Annotated in this window: 10 protein-coding genes; 8 read left to right on the top strand and 2 right to left on the bottom strand. The window is 39.4% G+C overall.

All coding sequences use genetic code 11. From position 1 onward, the window contains the following. Window positions 1-166: 166 nt before the first annotated feature. From ACSBL2_RS15485 to ACSBL2_RS15465, 5 genes are all read left to right on the top strand, one after another. Window positions 167-1,564: an MFS transporter gene (locus ACSBL2_RS15485; protein ID WP_442587446.1), complete on the top strand. Its 1,398-nt coding sequence runs from the start codon at window positions 167-169 to the stop codon at window positions 1,562-1,564. Window positions 1,565-1,722: 158 nt separating this feature from the next. Next, window positions 1,723-2,691 carry a hypothetical protein gene (locus ACSBL2_RS15480; RefSeq protein ID WP_442587445.1) on the top strand — a complete coding sequence of 323 codons (969 nt, stop codon included), beginning with the start codon at window positions 1,723-1,725 and terminating at the stop codon, window positions 2,689-2,691. A 42-nt stretch (window positions 2,692-2,733) separates the two neighbouring features. After that, window positions 2,734-3,291, top strand: a complete 558-nt coding sequence (locus ACSBL2_RS15475) for a hypothetical protein (protein ID WP_442587444.1) — start codon at window positions 2,734-2,736, stop codon at window positions 3,289-3,291. 749 nt (window positions 3,292-4,040) lie between these two features. After that, window positions 4,041-5,690, top strand: a complete 1,650-nt coding sequence (locus tag ACSBL2_RS15470) for a hypothetical protein (RefSeq protein WP_442587443.1) — start codon at window positions 4,041-4,043, stop codon at window positions 5,688-5,690. A gap of 346 nt (window positions 5,691-6,036) precedes the next feature. Continuing rightward, window positions 6,037-7,587 carry a hypothetical protein gene (locus tag ACSBL2_RS15465; RefSeq protein WP_442587442.1) on the top strand — a complete coding sequence of 517 codons (1,551 nt, stop codon included), beginning with the start codon at window positions 6,037-6,039 and terminating at the stop codon, window positions 7,585-7,587. A gap of 23 nt (window positions 7,588-7,610) precedes the next feature. Here ACSBL2_RS15465 and ACSBL2_RS15460 read toward each other — a convergent pair whose 3' ends face one another. Both ACSBL2_RS15460 and ACSBL2_RS15455 read right to left on the bottom strand, forming a co-directional pair. Further along, window positions 7,611-8,417, bottom strand: coding sequence for a helix-turn-helix domain-containing protein (locus ACSBL2_RS15460; RefSeq protein ID WP_442587441.1), 807 nt, complete (start codon window positions 8,415-8,417; stop codon window positions 7,611-7,613). 66 nt (window positions 8,418-8,483) lie between these two features. Beyond that, the gene (locus tag ACSBL2_RS15455) at window positions 8,484-9,455 is read right to left on the bottom strand and encodes an aldo/keto reductase (protein WP_442587440.1); all 972 of its coding nucleotides are present in this window, start codon (window positions 9,453-9,455) and stop codon (window positions 8,484-8,486) included. Window positions 9,456-9,995: 540 nt separating this feature from the next. Between ACSBL2_RS15455 and ACSBL2_RS15450 the strand changes: the two genes are divergently transcribed. From ACSBL2_RS15450 to cas9, 3 genes are all read left to right on the top strand, one after another. Continuing rightward, entirely contained in the window at window positions 9,996-10,520 is a 525-nt protein-coding gene (locus ACSBL2_RS15450) for a hypothetical protein (protein ID WP_442587439.1), read from the top strand. 199 nt (window positions 10,521-10,719) lie between these two features. Then, complete coding sequence (locus ACSBL2_RS15445) at window positions 10,720-11,808, top strand: electron transporter RnfD (RefSeq protein ID WP_442587438.1); 1,089 nt, start codon at window positions 10,720-10,722, stop codon at window positions 11,806-11,808. 358 nt (window positions 11,809-12,166) lie between these two features. Further along, window positions 12,167-16,582, top strand: coding sequence for a type II CRISPR RNA-guided endonuclease Cas9 (gene cas9 / locus ACSBL2_RS15440; protein WP_442587437.1), 4,416 nt, complete (start codon window positions 12,167-12,169; stop codon window positions 16,580-16,582). Window positions 16,583-16,592: the final 10 nt, after the last annotated feature.

The raw sequence follows: 16,592 nt of genomic DNA, 5'->3' as shown, positions 1-16,592 counted from the left end.
GATAAGTAGGAATTTGACAATAGGTAAAAACAAAATCCGGGCGGTCTGATTTGCCAATTGGTCTGATTTGGCAGTTGAAAGAATTAGGTACTAATTTTGCACTGATCAAAACCTTACAATTATGGGCCTGTTTTATGGATATCCCTATTGAATGAACTAAGATCGAATGCAAAATACTATACAGGATAAAAAAGAAACTACTGCTACAAGCCTCTTGCCATGGGTAACCGCGATTGCGATGTTTATACAGTCATTAGACGGTACCATTTTGAATACTTCACTGCCTTCTATAGCGCGCGATATGAATTATTCGCCCACGGAGATGCATTCTGTGATTGTTACTTATGCGCTTACACTTGCGTTATTTATCCCTTTATCGGGATGGCTGTCTGACAAATTCGGTACCAGGACTATGTTTATGATTGCAGTGGCCCTGTTTGTGACGGGTTCTTTATGCTGTGCCTTATCAGTAGATCTGCTGACATTTAATCTTTCCAGGGTGCTTCAGGCTATTGGCGCTTCGATGATGGTGCCCATTGCGCGGCTGGCTATTTTATACCAGTACCCGCGAAGCGAGCTTTTGAAAACCATGAACTTTATTACGGTATTTGGTCTGCTGGGGATGGTGGTTGGCCCCAGTCTGGGAGGTTTTTTATCAGATCATTTGTCCTGGCACTGGATCTTTTTAGTGAATATACCTATAGGAATTATTGGTATTTCGATGGCCTACAAGATTATGCCCAATTTCAAGCATGCTGTGGGACGGTTTGATTTCAGGGGTTTAGCTTACTTTAGTCTTGCCCTGATCCTGATTACGATGGTGCTGGAGCTGGTGAGTATCGGTCTTACCCACTGGATGTGGATTTTAGGAGGATTGTTCCTGGCGGGTTTATTGTCTGTGTTTTACTACAAGCACTTCAAGAAGACCGATGCTCCGATCATTGATCTTCGGTTACTCAATATTGATACCCTGAAGATCGGATTATCCGGCAGTCTGATTACCAGGTTAGGTATCGGCGGACTGCCATTGTTGCTGCCTTTGATGCTGCAGACCGGGTTTGGTTATTCTGCATCTGTTTCCGGTTTGCTCTTGCTGCCCTCGGCATTGGCTAATGTGGCTATTAAACCATTTATTATACGGATTATCAAAACTTTGGGTTACAGAACTGTGCTGATTAGTAATACGATATTGCTGGGACTGGTATTAATCGTTTTGGGTTTTGTGGAAAAGGATACGCCTATAGGGTATTATATTCTGCTGATGGTTTTTTACGGGATTTTCACTTCCATACAAATGTCTGCAATGAATACGGTTACCTTGTCTGACCTGGACGAGGATTCTGCAAGCGGGGGCAATACCATGCTGGTGATTATGCAGCAACTGTCGGTTAGTTTTGGGGTTTCGATATCCAGTTTGGTGCTGTCTGTGTTTAGCTCGGATGCTTTCGCATTGGATCTGCAGCATGCTTTTCATTATACCTTTATTACCCTGGCAATAATTACGATATTTTCAAGTATTACTTTTTCGCGGTTAAGTAAAACTGCCGGGAACGGATATCATTAAGTCCCAATGACAACTATATTTTCTTTATCATTTTTTTTACCTTCTTTATCGTTCGCATATTTCCTGTTGGAGAAGAAGAAAATTAACTCTCGTGGGTTTTATGGTTTTTGATATGGCATAATTCCTGTATATTGGCAGAAAAAATTAACCTTTAAATAATGATTTTTGCTGAATACTTCTTGCGCAGCGTGGTTCTACTTCTTATAATCACTGTATCCATTTGCTCCTTTAATGTAAATGCTCAGGAGATTCCCATTAAGATACATGGCGAAAAAGTGAAACCTTATTTGGATGATGAGAAGGAAATGGGGAGTAAACCCTATCTGGGTGAAGGGGATATCATTATTCCTGGCGGTATGGCTATGCCGCTTACTTATAGACGTTCCGAGAACGGCATTCCAGATTTATTGGTGACTTATACTTTTAGTATAAAAGACTCTTTATTGAACAGTATTGAATATGAATGGGACATGAACAATTTCGGGCCCAAATATAAACCTCAGTCACTCAAGATTCAACAAGCATTTATTAAAAAATACCTTTCACTGGCTGAGCAGCTTACTATGAAAGTAGGTAAAAGCAAACAAAAGGGAGATTTAAATGACCTCTCTAAAATTAATGGCATTGACGGACTGACACGTACCGATGAATGGGAGCCTAATGATACAACCAATATCTATATGTATTCGGTGTTCAGTAATTACCAGGCAACAGCAGCAAATGCCAAAAGTTTACCGGCTAACCGGATCAGGTTGAGCATTACAAAAACGGAAAAGCCTAGTCCTGAATTAAGTGATGAAGCGATTAGCGCAGCAATGAAAAGCTATAACCAATTCATCAGTAAATTGCGGGCTGGGAACCAGGAAGGGGCAAAGGCTTTCTTGTCTTCGCAAATACGTAATCTGCTGACCGAACCTGCCTTTAATAATCTTAGAGCTGCCATTAAGCCGGGTGACTTTAAAGTCTTTAGTCAGACGCTGGAATCTATTGCCGGGACAAATTATCTGGTGATTCAGTTCTGCTATGCCAGTGCACCTGAACAACCGAATGACATGGTAAAGGTTGTATTTGACAAAGAGCATTTTATTATTGGTATTCAACCATTGGTTAGGAAAAAGGAGCAATAAATCAAACAAAATCACTGGCTAGCCCTAATATAAGAGGAAACAATGAACCAATATGAATACCATGACCTGACAATTGAGGTCGTAGACGACCCGATGTATAGTTACGGTTCAGCGGACAACAGTTTTAATTATTCAAGACAACATTTTGGGGAGGCTGCAAAAACATATCCCACTTCTAAACATGGCATTAAACTTTTTCAGAATAAGGAAATGATTAATAGCTGTATCATAAGTGGTTCCGGTGGTGCGACGACTATTCATAAAAATTCGTCACTCCTGGATAACGATCAATTGATCGTCTGCTGTTGTGATACCTTGTTTTGCCTGACGCTTCCTGACCTTGAAGCAAAATGGAAGACGCAAACCGATATGGCGACTTGCTTTAAGGTTATCAAATTACAAGATGACTATCTGGTTCATGGTGAACTACTGATAAGCAGGGTTGATAAGCAGGGAGTAATTAAATGGCAGTTTGGTGGAAATGACATTTTTGTCTCATTGGAAGGTGCTGAAGAATGTGTAGTGGAAGATAACCATATTATACTTACAGACTTTGAAAAAACGCAATATAAGCTAAACTTTGACGGGAAATTACTATGAGCTGTACGGTATTATATGAATCAAAAAGGAAGACCAAGATGCAATTAAAAAAACATTTATAACAATAGCTTCATGTTAATAATGTTGAAAGGATATAGCCAATATAAAACTGCAGACCTATCAAAAATAACGGATTATGCAAATAGTAGTATAAGCGTACATACCATTGGTCAATTCGCTGGCAGTCCTGCTAGGCTTTTAATTGTCGATTATGTCATGATATTCACGTTAAGGTATTTTTTGGAATATTCATGTCAACTTATGTATTGTCTCCACTATTTACCCTTCAGAATTAATAAGCCCATTGCTGAGGTCTGGCTTCGGGATTAGTCAATTGGTCTGATTTGGCAGTCGAAAAAATTGGGTATTAAGCGGGGGCAATACTATGCTGGTGATTATGCAGCAACTGTCGGTTAGTTTTGGGGTTTCGATATCCAACCTGGTACTCTCGGTATTAAGTTAGGATGTTTCGCATTGGATCTGCAGCATGCTTTTCATTATACCTTTATTACCCTGGCAATAATTACGATATTTTCAAGTATTACCTTTTCCAGGTTAAGTAAAACTGCTGGCAATGGTTATAATTAAGCGTTATGTTCCTTTAATACGAAGGCTTAGAAAATTCCACTCAGCTATTGTTTTTATTTTTTTTAGATTAATTTGTTAAGTAAATCTAATATGCTTATCTTCAGTGTGTAAACTGATCATATTATATTTTGACTTGATCGGGGAACTAAAAAATTACGCTCATGAATCATCTCTACCCTTTAGGGGGAAACCTGTTTTTCAGGATTTTTCTGCTATTCTTTTTTTGTTACACTGCTGTGGACGCCCAGGTCGTGACCAAGCAGAAAACGATTACGAAAACTTCAAATGTTGTACTTATAGGTGCAAAGGAAATCACGCTCGACATTTCTGGTCGGTCATTTTCAGATATCCTTCCCTTTGATGTGCCCTTTATATTGGCCGGTACCCAGGGTATAAATAGTAAAATAACTTTGGACAAGATCATCAGCATTGAATGTTTCTATAAAGTAAAGAAGGATAAAAAAACTGACAAGGTATTCCCTTGTGCGGCTGAGCAGCAAAAATATAAGGACTGGGAAGATGGCCGGATGTATGCGTACTGGGAGAACAATGGCGCTGATGCCAAATGGAGGCTTTCTATCAAAGAGCTTCCACCAAACAGGGATTTCTCGTTCTTCTTCAAATTCAAACGTAAATTATCAGAGGATGAAAAAGCGAAATTGGTTAACCATGCATCCAAAATTATCCCAAAACTAGTGGCCCAAAAGGCGGATAATAGCTTCGTTTCATTAAGCATAGAGGATATGAAGGAAATCTTGTCTGCTACAATCGATGAACTGAATAAAGATCTGAAGGTAAACGGACAGGAAATTGATAAAATCGCTCTAAGTGAAACGAATCAAAAAATTGTCTCAAAAGCAATGGAGGAAGTTGCTTTTTCCTTTGAACAAAGGATTGATGAACAGCAAAGCTTGTCGATGAATATGAGGGTACTCAAAGCGGATTCCTTAAATCTGGCAAAATTTTTAGCCGGTTATAAAGCTTCAGCGAAAAAAAAGCCTGAGTATGTAAGTGCAATGAACAATGTACTGCACTCATTGAAGTCAATTTTTTTCCATCCAAAAGGAGAAAATGCGACTATCCCGGAAAATGCGAAAAATTACCTTGCCCAGATAGATTATGTAAAAGCGGAGCTGAAGAAAGTCCAGTTTCCACCCAATTCTCCCTTTGAAAATATCAAGAAAGACCTTGTTGATCACCTGGAGGATATAACAACCAATTTTAACGGGTACACAGAGGCGGTAAATAATACAATCTTAATCACTGATACCGAAGTTAACAACTTCGTTTCCGCGGTGATTACTTCCTATGAAGACGCAGTTATTGTGAATGCAAATACGATAAACAATAATTTTGTAACCCGTTCAAAATCATTTATTACCGCTGACATCGGGGTTGCGCTGCTGCCATCCATCGGAAAAATGGTTCCCTATTTGGGGACGAATATTTATCTGAGACCAATTAATCAGGACAGGCCTTTGTTTATGAAAGATCTATTTTCCCTGAGGGATTTCGATCGTCGCTTTTCGCTGATGCTGGGACTTACCTATAGTACTTTGAAGAAGGATGGGTATAGGGATGATCTTATGGCTACATTTAACCTGATTACGGGTGCCGGATTGAGAATTGCAGATTTCGTAAAGGTAAATGGCGGCGTGGTATGGTATACCAGATTAAATTCCAATCCACTCAATACCAATAATACCGTAAGAGGTTCGGGATTTGTTTCCCTCTCTTTTGACCTGCAGATAAAAACAGCTTTTCATAAACTTTTTCCCAGTGACGTAACCACTCTACCAGTCAAACTTTAACGCCTTCTCATATGCCATTTCAACTCAGTACAATCCAGCCCTCAAAAAGCAGTATCACTCCACCGGAGGATATCTCCTTAAACTTTACCCTTTCATCAAGTGTAGGGGTAAAATACACAATCAATTATAATTTAGCCTTGAGCAACAATCTGTATTTTCAGAAGGCTGACGGTACCCTAACCAAACATTTAACGGATGGCGGTACAATGGGTGGGGCTGTAGCAGTTTTCAACCAGGATGTTCGGATCATAAGCAAAGGGTCTAAACTGTTTAGCTTTTTTACCATAAAAGTGACGGCTGAACATGGCCTAAATGGAGATGTTAAAAGCTGTAAAATTTCAATCTCATGAAAAGAGTCACGCGAGTTGTCATTTCATTCTTTTTTCTATCGCTGTTTGCAGGATGTAAAGATGAACCATTGTTATTATCGGATGCGATCAGCATTAAGGCTGCATCACCATTATCCCAACCTGCAAATGGCGTAAATGAAATTGAATTGATGGTGCATATCGGCGCAGATTCGGATAGGGATAAAAGAACGGTTACGGTGAGCAGTGATATTGGAACATTCAGCAACAAGGCGGCTACAATAACCGTTGTAGTGGATGAAAATGGAGATGGAAAGGTATTCCTAAAATCTACTTCAACAGGTACGGCTACGGTAAAAGCAACAGTCTTGACTTTCTCGGCAACTGTTCAGGTGAATTTTACCTATCCAAGTGGGATAAGTTTTGAGAACCCTGCCATTGAAAGCCTGGTGGCCGATAATAACGCTACATTAAAAATAACCGCACTAATAGATCCATTAACGCCGACAGATAAAAGGGATGTGGTATTTACAACCGATAATGGAACTTTTTCAAATAATGCGAATACGATATCAGTTGTTGCTATAGAGGGTAAGGCCGAGGCTTATTTAAAGGCCAGTGCAACGGGAACGGCCAATGTCAAAGCGGTTAACCTTGATGCTACCGCTATAAAAATGGTTACGCTGACTTCATCCGGAGCGATTAATTTCGAAAATGCCGCTATAGAGAATTTGGTGGCCGATGGTTTTTCTTTACTAAAGATTTCAGCGCATATTGATCCAAATGTAGATCCTTCAAAACGTTTCATTTCCTTTAAAACCGATATGGGCACCTTTTCGAACAATGAAAAAGTGGTGTCACTGCCAATTGATGTTGCAGGAAATGCATTTACTCACCTGAAAGGGATAGCAGTCGGTACTGCTACTATTGTGGCTACAGGATCATCTGCGATGACTGCAAACAAAACAGTTATTTTTACACAGCCTGCAGCTGACGATATATTTAAGATAGATAGCTTTACGGACAATATCGCCTCCGATGGTATCAGTACGATTGCCATACCTGTAAGTATGAACAAAAACCTTGCTATCGCTGACAAAAAGGTAACGTTTACGTCAACAGGAGGTTCTTTCCAGATCCCAAATCCGGTAACGATCAGCGCTGACAGCGATGGCAAACTGACAGGATATCTTAAGCACAATACACCTGGGCCAGTGTATGTAAGTGTAACTGCCGGCAGTATTACCCGAAACCTTACGGTAAACTTTGCAAAAGCCAATCCAGACTTTATGCTGCTCACTGGAAATGCAAGCCTTTCCCATGGGTTAAACAATACACTTGTGCTCAGCATTGACCTTAAACGTTCTGTTGGAAATCCGAATGCAGATTTTTTATTCAATTATGAAGCCATTGATGCATCGGGAAATGTAATTGGCGTATTTTCAAATGGCTCAGCAAGTAATGCCAGTGGTGCTGCGACTGTGTCTTTTACGGCAGGAGAGACAAACTATAGAGGGATAGTACTGATTACAGTTTCCTTAAAGTCGAACCCCGCTATAAAGGCAACGCATCAGGTAGTTATTATTTAACGAAGGATGAAGACAATAGGATTTTATGCCCACTGAGTAGGTGTCTGCCCAAACTTTTTCTTAAAAGCGTACGAAAAATGAGAGAGGCTTTCAAACCCCAGGTCGAGGTAAATTTCTGATGGCTTTTTCTTTTTTTCTATAAGGTGACGGGCTTCCTGAAGTCGTTTATCCTGAAGCCAGTGCCGGGGTGACATTTGAAATAATTTCTGGAAATCACGCTTAAAACCTGCCAGGCTTCTTCCTGTTAGCCTGGCAAATTTTTCTATAGGAATATTGAAGTGAAAATTACTGAGCATAAATTTCTCCAGATCAATTTTGTAAGGCTCCGAAAAATCGAATAGGAAATCTTTCAGCTCTGGCATCACATGGAGCAGGAGTTGTACCACCTCCCGTACTTTCAGCATGCTGATATGATCGGTTATTTTTTCTTCAGAATGACGCACATAAGGAATGACAGATTGAAAGAACGCATGAAGAAAATCGTTTCCCGGAATAAGAATGTTCGTGGGACCGGTATATTTCTTCCCTGGTTCTATGTGTTGCTCCAATGCAATTTGCCTGAGCAGGTCTTCTTTCAGACAAATGACAATGGTCTGGTATCCCTCGCCATTTAGCGGAGATTTGGTGAGCTCTCCCAATTGATTCCTTCTGATCAGCAGCATTTCGCCTTTCTCCATAGAAAATCTCTCGCTGGCTGTTTCCATTGTAAAGCGGCCGGAAACCTGCATCACAAGAATAGAATGTTCTAAAAATGCTACTTTATCCTTTTTTATATCAGATAAATAGGAATAAAACATTACTTCCGGAATTATTTCAGTAGGATTTGTCATTACTTTCGTCGGAATATCAAATTACACAAAGATATAAAAGAGGCGGAGCTTTTTATGCTCCACCAATTATCGTTGCAAATAGGTGCCACCAAGGATGGAGCCGATTGAAAAATTCGTGTTCAGGAGATCCATTTCTTCAGGACTGAAACTGATCTCCATGGCCTGTATGTTTTCAGGTAAGCGTGTCCGGCGGCTCATGCTGACCAATGGCATGATCTGTTCGCCCTGAGCATTTACCCAGGCGATTGCCAGTTGGGTAGGCGTATATCCTTTGTCATTGGCGAGTTGTTTTAACACTTCTACCTTCTCTAAATTTTTGATCAGGTTTTCTCCCTGGAACCGTGAGAAATGAAGATGATAATCATCGGCAGTAAGCGGGGCTTTCATCTCACCGGAAAGCAAGCCTTCAGCAGTATTCGCAAAAGCCACAACGCCTATGCCCAGTTCCCTGGCTGTGGGCAGCAGGTCATTTTCAATCTGTCGGTCGGCCAAAGAATACCCTATCTCCAAGGCTGTTACAGGATATACGCTATTGGCTTGCTTAAGTTGAGCTGCAGTGATCTCGGAAACGCCCAGGTGACGTACTTTTCCTTCTTTGATGAGGTCTGCTATGGTGCCAATGACATCTTCTACCGGAACGCTATCATCCAGTCTGCAGGGCTGATAAAGATCGATGGTTTCTATGCCCAAACGTACCAGGGAGTAGTTGATGAAATTCTTGATAGACATGGGGCGCAGATCCAGGCCTATCCATTGTCCGTTGTAAAAAACAGCACCAAATTTGACACTGATGAATGCATCGTCTCTTCTGCCTTTAATTGCCTTGCCCAGGAGCAATTCATTGTGGCCTGCTCCATAAAAGTCTCCCGTGTTTATAAAATTGATGCCGTTGTCTAATGCCGACTGAATGGTGGCTATACTTTCAGTTTCGTCATTCTTTGACCCTCCCCAGACGGGCGACATGCGCATGCAGCCGAGGCCGAGTTTAGAGACAAGGGGACCATTTTTACCGAGTTTTATTTGTGTTAAGTTTGTCATAGCTGTTATTTTATATGTAACGATACGAAGATCAGCGGTTTTTTGAATTGGACATTTCGCACACGGCTCAATTTACTTGCGTGTATGGCTCATTGTTTCTTTTACAGGTTTTAAAGAGTCGGCGTTTTGTATTGCCAAAAGTGAGATGTATTAAATTCGGTGAATGAATTGGCTCAACTATTTTGCCAAGGCAATCTTTTGAAATTTCCCGGCGTATTCTATGCTTTACAAGAACAATGGTTCTCTTTAAATACAGAATTGAGTAATGATCACGACAGTCTTTTAGTTCATCATTTTTTATTTGACATGCTAAATCTATATATTGCGGTAATTAAATTAACAGTCATGCTCAATCTCAACTATTCTGTTTACATGTTTACAGTCATTTTAAATGTTTACAATCATTTAAACGAGGAATAAAGACGACTCAAATCATGCAAAACTATATGGAAATCAAGTTCCGGCTGATTGATTATAGTACAGCATGGCCGTGCATATGGAGGCGTACTGCGATGGCTTAACATCCAAACTGATTTAAAAATGAAGAAATACTTAATTGCAATAATTACAATTGGCTTAGTTTATGCCTTGGTCCGTTTTATTAAAATGGATGGTTTTGCATTTGCCTGGGCTTTGAATTTCCTGCTGATGATGTGTGTGGTTGCTTTTACGGAAGCGCTGAACAATCCGCTTACTTCTCCCTACTATGATGAAAAGGAATGGGAGCAGAGGGGCAAAATATATGAACGTTTTGGGGTGAAAATTTTCAGAAAGTTATTGGTGTTGATTGGTTGGGAAAAGGTGATTAGAAAAGCTTTTCCCATAGAAAAGAACAACCAGGCATTAACGAAATTATATTATCAGACAAAAAAATCTGAACTGGATCACCTCATTATCCTGGTTATTGTGTTGGGATTTAATGTTTTCGTGGCATTCAAATTTGGAGTTGTCAAATCTTTGTGGTTATTGGTGTTAAATGTCTTACTCAACCTTTACCCGATATTCCTTCAACGTTATAATCGGCCACGCATCAGGAAAGCTGTATATTTAAGTAAATGGCGATAAAGCCCTTCACACGATGTGATATTTGGCAACTCCATAGCTACGATACAATAGTTACCGCATATAAATTAGGAGGAATCTGATGTTCTGTTATGAAGCTGTGGCTGAGAATAGTCGAATCTGTACGCTATTGGAATTGTTTAAATGGATCCAAATGGATAAATTCGATTTTCAGTTTCCATTCACTAAAAATATTGGATAGATGTCACAGAAATTTTTGTTGTTTTTTATCACTGCCTCAGTAGTTCTTGCAGGTAAAACCAGTGCGCAAGTTATTATTAGCCCTTCAGATAAATATGTTGACTACAGTGGTCGCGTGTTAAAGACCCAGGACTCCACTGTATTGTTTTGGCCTGGGAGCTTTGCTTCAATAAAATACTATGGATCTGCTGTTAAGGTCAAGATGAAATCAGTTAGAGAAACTGCGTTTTTCTATGCTATCATAGATAATAATGTTGCTGGTGCTGTGAAATTTGGTTCAGATAGTTTGACGCAGACTTTTACTTTTGGCAGTGATATTGGTACTGGTGAACATACACTTCAGCTTTATAAGTTAACAAATAATACTTCGGCAAATATAATTTATAGTTACGACCTGGGAAGTAATGGCAAGTTGCTGAAGCCTGCAAAATTGCCAAACCGTAAGATAGAGTTTTATGGAAACTCTATCACTGCCGGCCATGGGGTTGATGTTGAAGAGGTAGGAAAGGACTCCGGAGCGCCTGATTTGTTTAATAATTATTATACTTATGCGGCTATTACCGCCAGGCATTTCAATGCCCGGCAATCCATCATAGCGCGTAGTGGGATTGGCATCATGCTGAGCTGGTTTCCGGAAATTATGCCAGAGATTTACGACAGAGTTGATCCTATGGATGGAAACAGCCATTGGGATTTCAGTAGTTATGAGCCGAATGTGGTGGTGGTCAACCTATTTCAGAATGATTCCTGGTTAGTGGAGCGTCCGGAACACCCGCAATTCAAAGCCAGATTTGGCGACAAAAAGCCAACTGAAGAATTCATTGTGAAGTCTTATCTGAATTTCATTGAAAGTATCCGCCGAGCTCATCCCCAATCTGCCATCATTTGTGCTCTGGGGAATATGGATGCGACTAAAGCCGGGTCGAAGTGGCCGGGATATATCCAACAGGCGGTTGCCATGACTAAAGATCCTAAAATCTATTCGCTGGTATTTCCCTATAAGAATACAGGTGGCCATCCCAAGAAAGTAGAGCAGCAGTTAATGGCAGATCAATTGATCGATTTCATTGAAAAGAATATTCATTGGTGATGATCCATTCGCCATATAGCTAGAAAGCCCAGTACTATTTTAAAATAAAGTATAACATCTTCACATTGCAACATAAGTCTATTGCAAAAAAAAGCCCCGCATTGTAAGGCGAGGCAACTTAAATGTTTTCACAACGGAATAATCCTTATTGTGATTTGCTTTCGGTAACAAAGATAAAACATATAATTATATTTAAAATAAGGAAATCCGTAATTGTATGATTTTTTTTCTTGTTATGTTTATAGTAATCTAATAACGGTGATAATCATTAAGCTGAATTTGGTTAAATATTTATTGAATTCAAATAGGAATGCATTTGTAAGAAAGATACTTTATTGTAATACAAGATCTATATCATATGTCTAAAACAATCATCTTGGGCCTAGATTTGGGAACGAATAGTATAGGCTGGGCGTTAATTCAAAGAGATTCTAATGAAACTAACCAGAACATACCGCTTACAAACAGTAAGGAAAATTCAAGGGATAGCTCACTAACCGATAAAAAAAGAATATTTTCAAATGAAAATAGCAATATTATTGGAATGGGCAGCCGTATTATTCCAATGGGTCAGGATATAAAAGATGAATTTGGAAAGGGCAACTCTTTTTCCCAAACGGCTGACCGAACGAAATTCAGGAGTGTCCGCAGATTGAGGGAGCGTCACCTGCTGAGAAGGGAGCGCTTACATAGGGTGCTTCATGTTTTGGATTTCCTACCTGAACATTATGCGGCTCAAATTGATTTTGGAAAGCGTTTGGGTAAGTTCATTTCGAATGCCGAGCCAAAATTGGTATACCACAACAATGTTTTTATTTTAAAACAGTCATTTGAAACCATGCTGGAAGAATTCCGGGAAAATCAACCGGAATTGGTAAAAGATGGGAAATTGGTGCCTTACGACTGGACAATCTATTACCTAAGAAAGAAAGCATTAACAGAAAAAATTGCAAAGGAAGAATTGGCCTGGATCTTATTGAACTTTAATCAAAAACGTGGCTATTATCAATTGCGGGGAGAGGAGGAAGATGAGAACCCGAACAAGTTAGTGGAATTTCATTCGCTAAAGGTAGTGGAGGTGGTTGCTGATGAAGTGCAAAAAGGTAAGGCGGAGATCTGGTATTCTCTGATTTTAGAAAACGGTTGGATTTATCGTCGCTCAAGTAAAAATCCATTATTTGATTGGAAAGATAAGGTACGGGACTTTATTGTTACTACCGATTTGAATAATGATGGTACCATAAAAATGGATAAAGAGGGAAATGAAAAAAGAAGTTTCCGTGCTCCCGGAGAGAATGACTGGACATTATTAAAAAAGAAAACAGAAAAAGAGATTGAACGTTCCCATAAAACGGTGGGTGCCTATATCTACGATACGCTACTGCAAAACCCTAAACAGAAAATAAAGGGAAACCTGGTGCGAACGATTGAGCGTAAATTTTATAAAGAGGAACTGAAGGCGATATTAAAGGTTCAGCAGGTCTTCCATCAGGAATTGAAAGATGAAAATCTATACAATGACTGCGTTAGGGAATTATACAGTCACAATGAATCACAGCAGATCACGTTGAGCAATAAGGATTTTGTGCATTTGTTTGTAGAGGATATTATTTTTTACCAGCGTCCTTTGCGTAGTCAAAAATCATCCATTGGTACTTGTAGTTTAGAATTTCGGAGATTTAAAGATAAAGACGGGATAGAGAAAACGGAGTATCTGAAAAATATTCCAAAATCACACCCTTTATACCAGGAATTCCGTCTATGGCAATGGATGTACAACCTTGGAATTTATCATAAGGATACTGATGCGAATGTCACTTCAGAATTTCTGAATAGTATAGAAGATATGGAGCAGTTATTTGATTTTCTAAACTCCAGGAAGGAAATTGAACAAAAAATATTGCTGAAGTATTTTCTGGAAAAGCGGGGTTTTAAGGGTAAAATGCTGAATGTAGAGATTGAAAAGTACAGGTGGAATTATATAGAAGATAAAGGATACCCCTGCAATGAGACCTGCACACAGATCAGGACCAGACTGGACAAGCTGGAAAATCCTGACCCCCAATTTTTGACGGCTGAAGTCGCAAGAAATTTATGGCACATTATCTATTCCGTAACGGATAAAGTAGAATATGAAAAGGCGTTAAAGACCTTTGCGGAAAAGCATCATTTGGATGTCGACGGTTTCGTAGAAAACTTTAAAAAATTCCCTCCTTTTAAAAGTGAATATGGTGCTTTTTCAGAAAAGGCGATTGGAAAATTATTACCCTTGCTCAGGATAGGGAAGTATTGGAATTGGGATGCTATTGATAAAAAGACAAAAGATAGGATCCAAAAAATATTGACAGCTGAGTTTGACGAAACAATTAAAGATAGGATTCGGGAGAAAGCGATTCATTTAACGGAGGAAAAACACTTTCAGGGATTACAATTGTGGCTGGCAAGTTATGTGGTGTATGGACGTCATTCCGAAGCTGCCTCAGCCGGCAAATGGAATTCTGTTGCGGATTTAGAGACCTATCTGGAGGATTTTAAGCAACATTCTTTGCGTAATCCTATTGTGGAACAGGTGGTAACTGAAACGCTGCGGGTGGTGAAAGATATTTGGTTGAAGTATGGTGGAGGTGTAAAAGATTTCTTTAGCGAGATTCATATTGAACTGGGTAGAGAAATGAAAAATACAGCAGAAGACAGAAAACAACTTACAGAACAGATCACCAATAATGAAAATACCAATCTCCGGATTAAAGCTTTACTATTAGAATTGTTAAACGATGTTGGTGTTGAAAATGTACGTCCCTATTCGCCTATGCAACAGGAAGCCTTAAAGATTTTTGAGGATGGTGTACTGAATTCTTCCGTTGAGATTCCTGATGATATTTTAAAAATAAGTAAAACAGCATTGCCAACGTCCTCAGAGCTGCAACGCTATAAGTTGTGGCTGGAACAAAAATATCGTTCGCCTTATACCGGGAAAATTATTCCGCTGAATAAACTATTCACACCTGAGTATGAAATAGAACATATTATACCACAAAGCCGTTTTTTTGACGACAGCTTTAGCAACAAGATCATTTGTGAGTCGGCAGTAAATAAATTAAAAGACAAGCAGCTGGGGTATGAGTTTATAAAAAATCATGGTGGAATGATGCTGGAGCTGGGATTTGGGAAACCTACACCAATTCTGACCGTTGAGGGGTACATCGATTTTATCAATGAGCATTATGGCCGGAATCGTGCTAAACGCAACAAGTTGATGTTGGAAGAAATTCCGGACAAGATGATTGAGCGGCAACTGAATGATACCCGCTATATCAGTAAATTTGTGACCTCAGTTTTATCTCATCTTGTTCGTACCGAAGTTAATGATGACGGGGTAAATTCTAAAAATGTACTGCCTGGTAATGGTAAGATCACTGCCAGATTAAGGCAAGACTGGGGATTGGGTGAGGTCTGGAATGAATTGATCCTACCTCGTTTTGAGCGGATGAATAAATTGACGAATTCGGATGAATTCACTGCATGGAATGAGAATCACCAGAAGTTTTTACCGGCTATACCGTTCATGTATGCGCAAGGATTTCAAAAAAAACGGATTGACCACAGACATCATGCATTGGATGCACTTGTTATTGCATGTGCTACCAGGGATCATATTAATTTGCTCAATAATAAACATGCAAAATCCAAAGAACGGTTTGATCTCAACAGAAAACTTAGAAAGTTTGAGAAGGCTGTCTATACAGACTTTAAGACGGGTGAAAGGATAGAAAAGGAAATACCCAAAGATTTTTTGAAACCCTGGGCAAATTTTACTGCGGATGCTAAAAATCATCTGGAAAACATTATTGTGAGTTTTAAACAGAATCTTCGGATAATCAATAAAACTACCAATAATTATGAAAAATGGGTAGATAGAGAGGGGAAGAAAGTAAAGGAAAAGGTTCCGCAAGTTAAGGGCGATAGTTGGGCTATCAGAAAGCCAATGCATAAAGACACCGTCTCAGGAGTTGTCACGTTAGACAGAATTAAAGTACCGAAAGGAAAGGTTTTGACTGCGACGAGGAAAAGTATTGATACGTCTTTCAATTTAAAAACTATTGAGTCTATAACGGATACAGGAATTCAGAAGATCCTTAAGAATTATCTCGAAAGTAAGAATAATGCGCATGAGATAGCTTTTTCTGCTGAAGGGATCGAAGATATGAACAAAAATATAGCGCTGTATAATGATGGTAAGTTTCATCAGCCAATTTATAAAGTCAGGATTTTTGAACTGGGGAGTAAATTTCCACTGGGGCAATCTGGAAATAAGAAGGATAAATATGTAGAGGCTGCTAAAGGAACGAATTTGTTTTTTGCCATTTACCAGCTTAGCCAAGGGGGTAGGAGTTATGAGACCATTCCATTGAATATGGTAATTGAGAGACAGAAACAAAGATTGAATGCTGTTCCATTAGTGAATGAGAAAGGTGGTACGTTACTATTTCATCTCTCTCCAAACGATCTTGTCTATGTCCCTAGTCAGGAAGAATTATCGAATGGTTTGCAGGTTGATGTCAAGAATTTATCAAAGACACAGAGGGGACAAATATATAAAATGGTCAGTTCTTCTAGCTATCAGTGTTTTTTTATAAAACATGAAACAGCGACGAGCATTGTGAACAAAGCAGAATATTCTTTACACAATAAGATGGAAAGAAGCCTGGATGGAGCGATGATAAAAGAAGTTTGTATCAAGTTGGAAATTGACAGGATAGGGGGGATTCGGTAATGGTTGTTTT

The organism is Pedobacter sp. AW31-3R (genome assembly GCF_052180285.1).
In the GTDB taxonomy this organism is placed as follows: Bacteria; Bacteroidota; Bacteroidia; order Sphingobacteriales; family Sphingobacteriaceae; genus Pedobacter.
Note: the sequence above shows the minus strand (reverse complement) of the source record. Positions and strands in the feature narration are given on the sequence as shown.

Excerpts from the sequence above, each read along its gene's own strand:
- ACSBL2_RS15485 (WP_442587446.1), top strand. The coding sequence starts at position 167 with ATGCAAAATACTATACAGGATAAAAAAGAAACTACTGCTACAAGCCTC.
- ACSBL2_RS15480 (WP_442587445.1), top strand. The coding sequence starts at position 1,723 with ATGATTTTTGCTGAATACTTCTTGCGCAGCGTGGTTCTACTTCTTATA.
- ACSBL2_RS15475 (WP_442587444.1), top strand. The coding sequence starts at position 2,734 with ATGAACCAATATGAATACCATGACCTGACAATTGAGGTCGTAGACGAC.
- ACSBL2_RS15470 (WP_442587443.1), top strand. The coding sequence starts at position 4,041 with ATGAATCATCTCTACCCTTTAGGGGGAAACCTGTTTTTCAGGATTTTT.
- ACSBL2_RS15465 (WP_442587442.1), top strand. The coding sequence starts at position 6,037 with ATGAAAAGAGTCACGCGAGTTGTCATTTCATTCTTTTTTCTATCGCTG.
- ACSBL2_RS15460 (WP_442587441.1), bottom strand. The coding sequence starts at position 8,417 with ATGACAAATCCTACTGAAATAATTCCGGAAGTAATGTTTTATTCCTAT.
- ACSBL2_RS15455 (WP_442587440.1), bottom strand. The coding sequence starts at position 9,455 with ATGACAAACTTAACACAAATAAAACTCGGTAAAAATGGTCCCCTTGTC.
- ACSBL2_RS15450 (WP_442587439.1), top strand. The coding sequence starts at position 9,996 with ATGAAGAAATACTTAATTGCAATAATTACAATTGGCTTAGTTTATGCC.
- ACSBL2_RS15445 (WP_442587438.1), top strand. The coding sequence starts at position 10,720 with ATGTCACAGAAATTTTTGTTGTTTTTTATCACTGCCTCAGTAGTTCTT.
- cas9 (WP_442587437.1), top strand. The coding sequence starts at position 12,167 with ATGTCTAAAACAATCATCTTGGGCCTAGATTTGGGAACGAATAGTATA.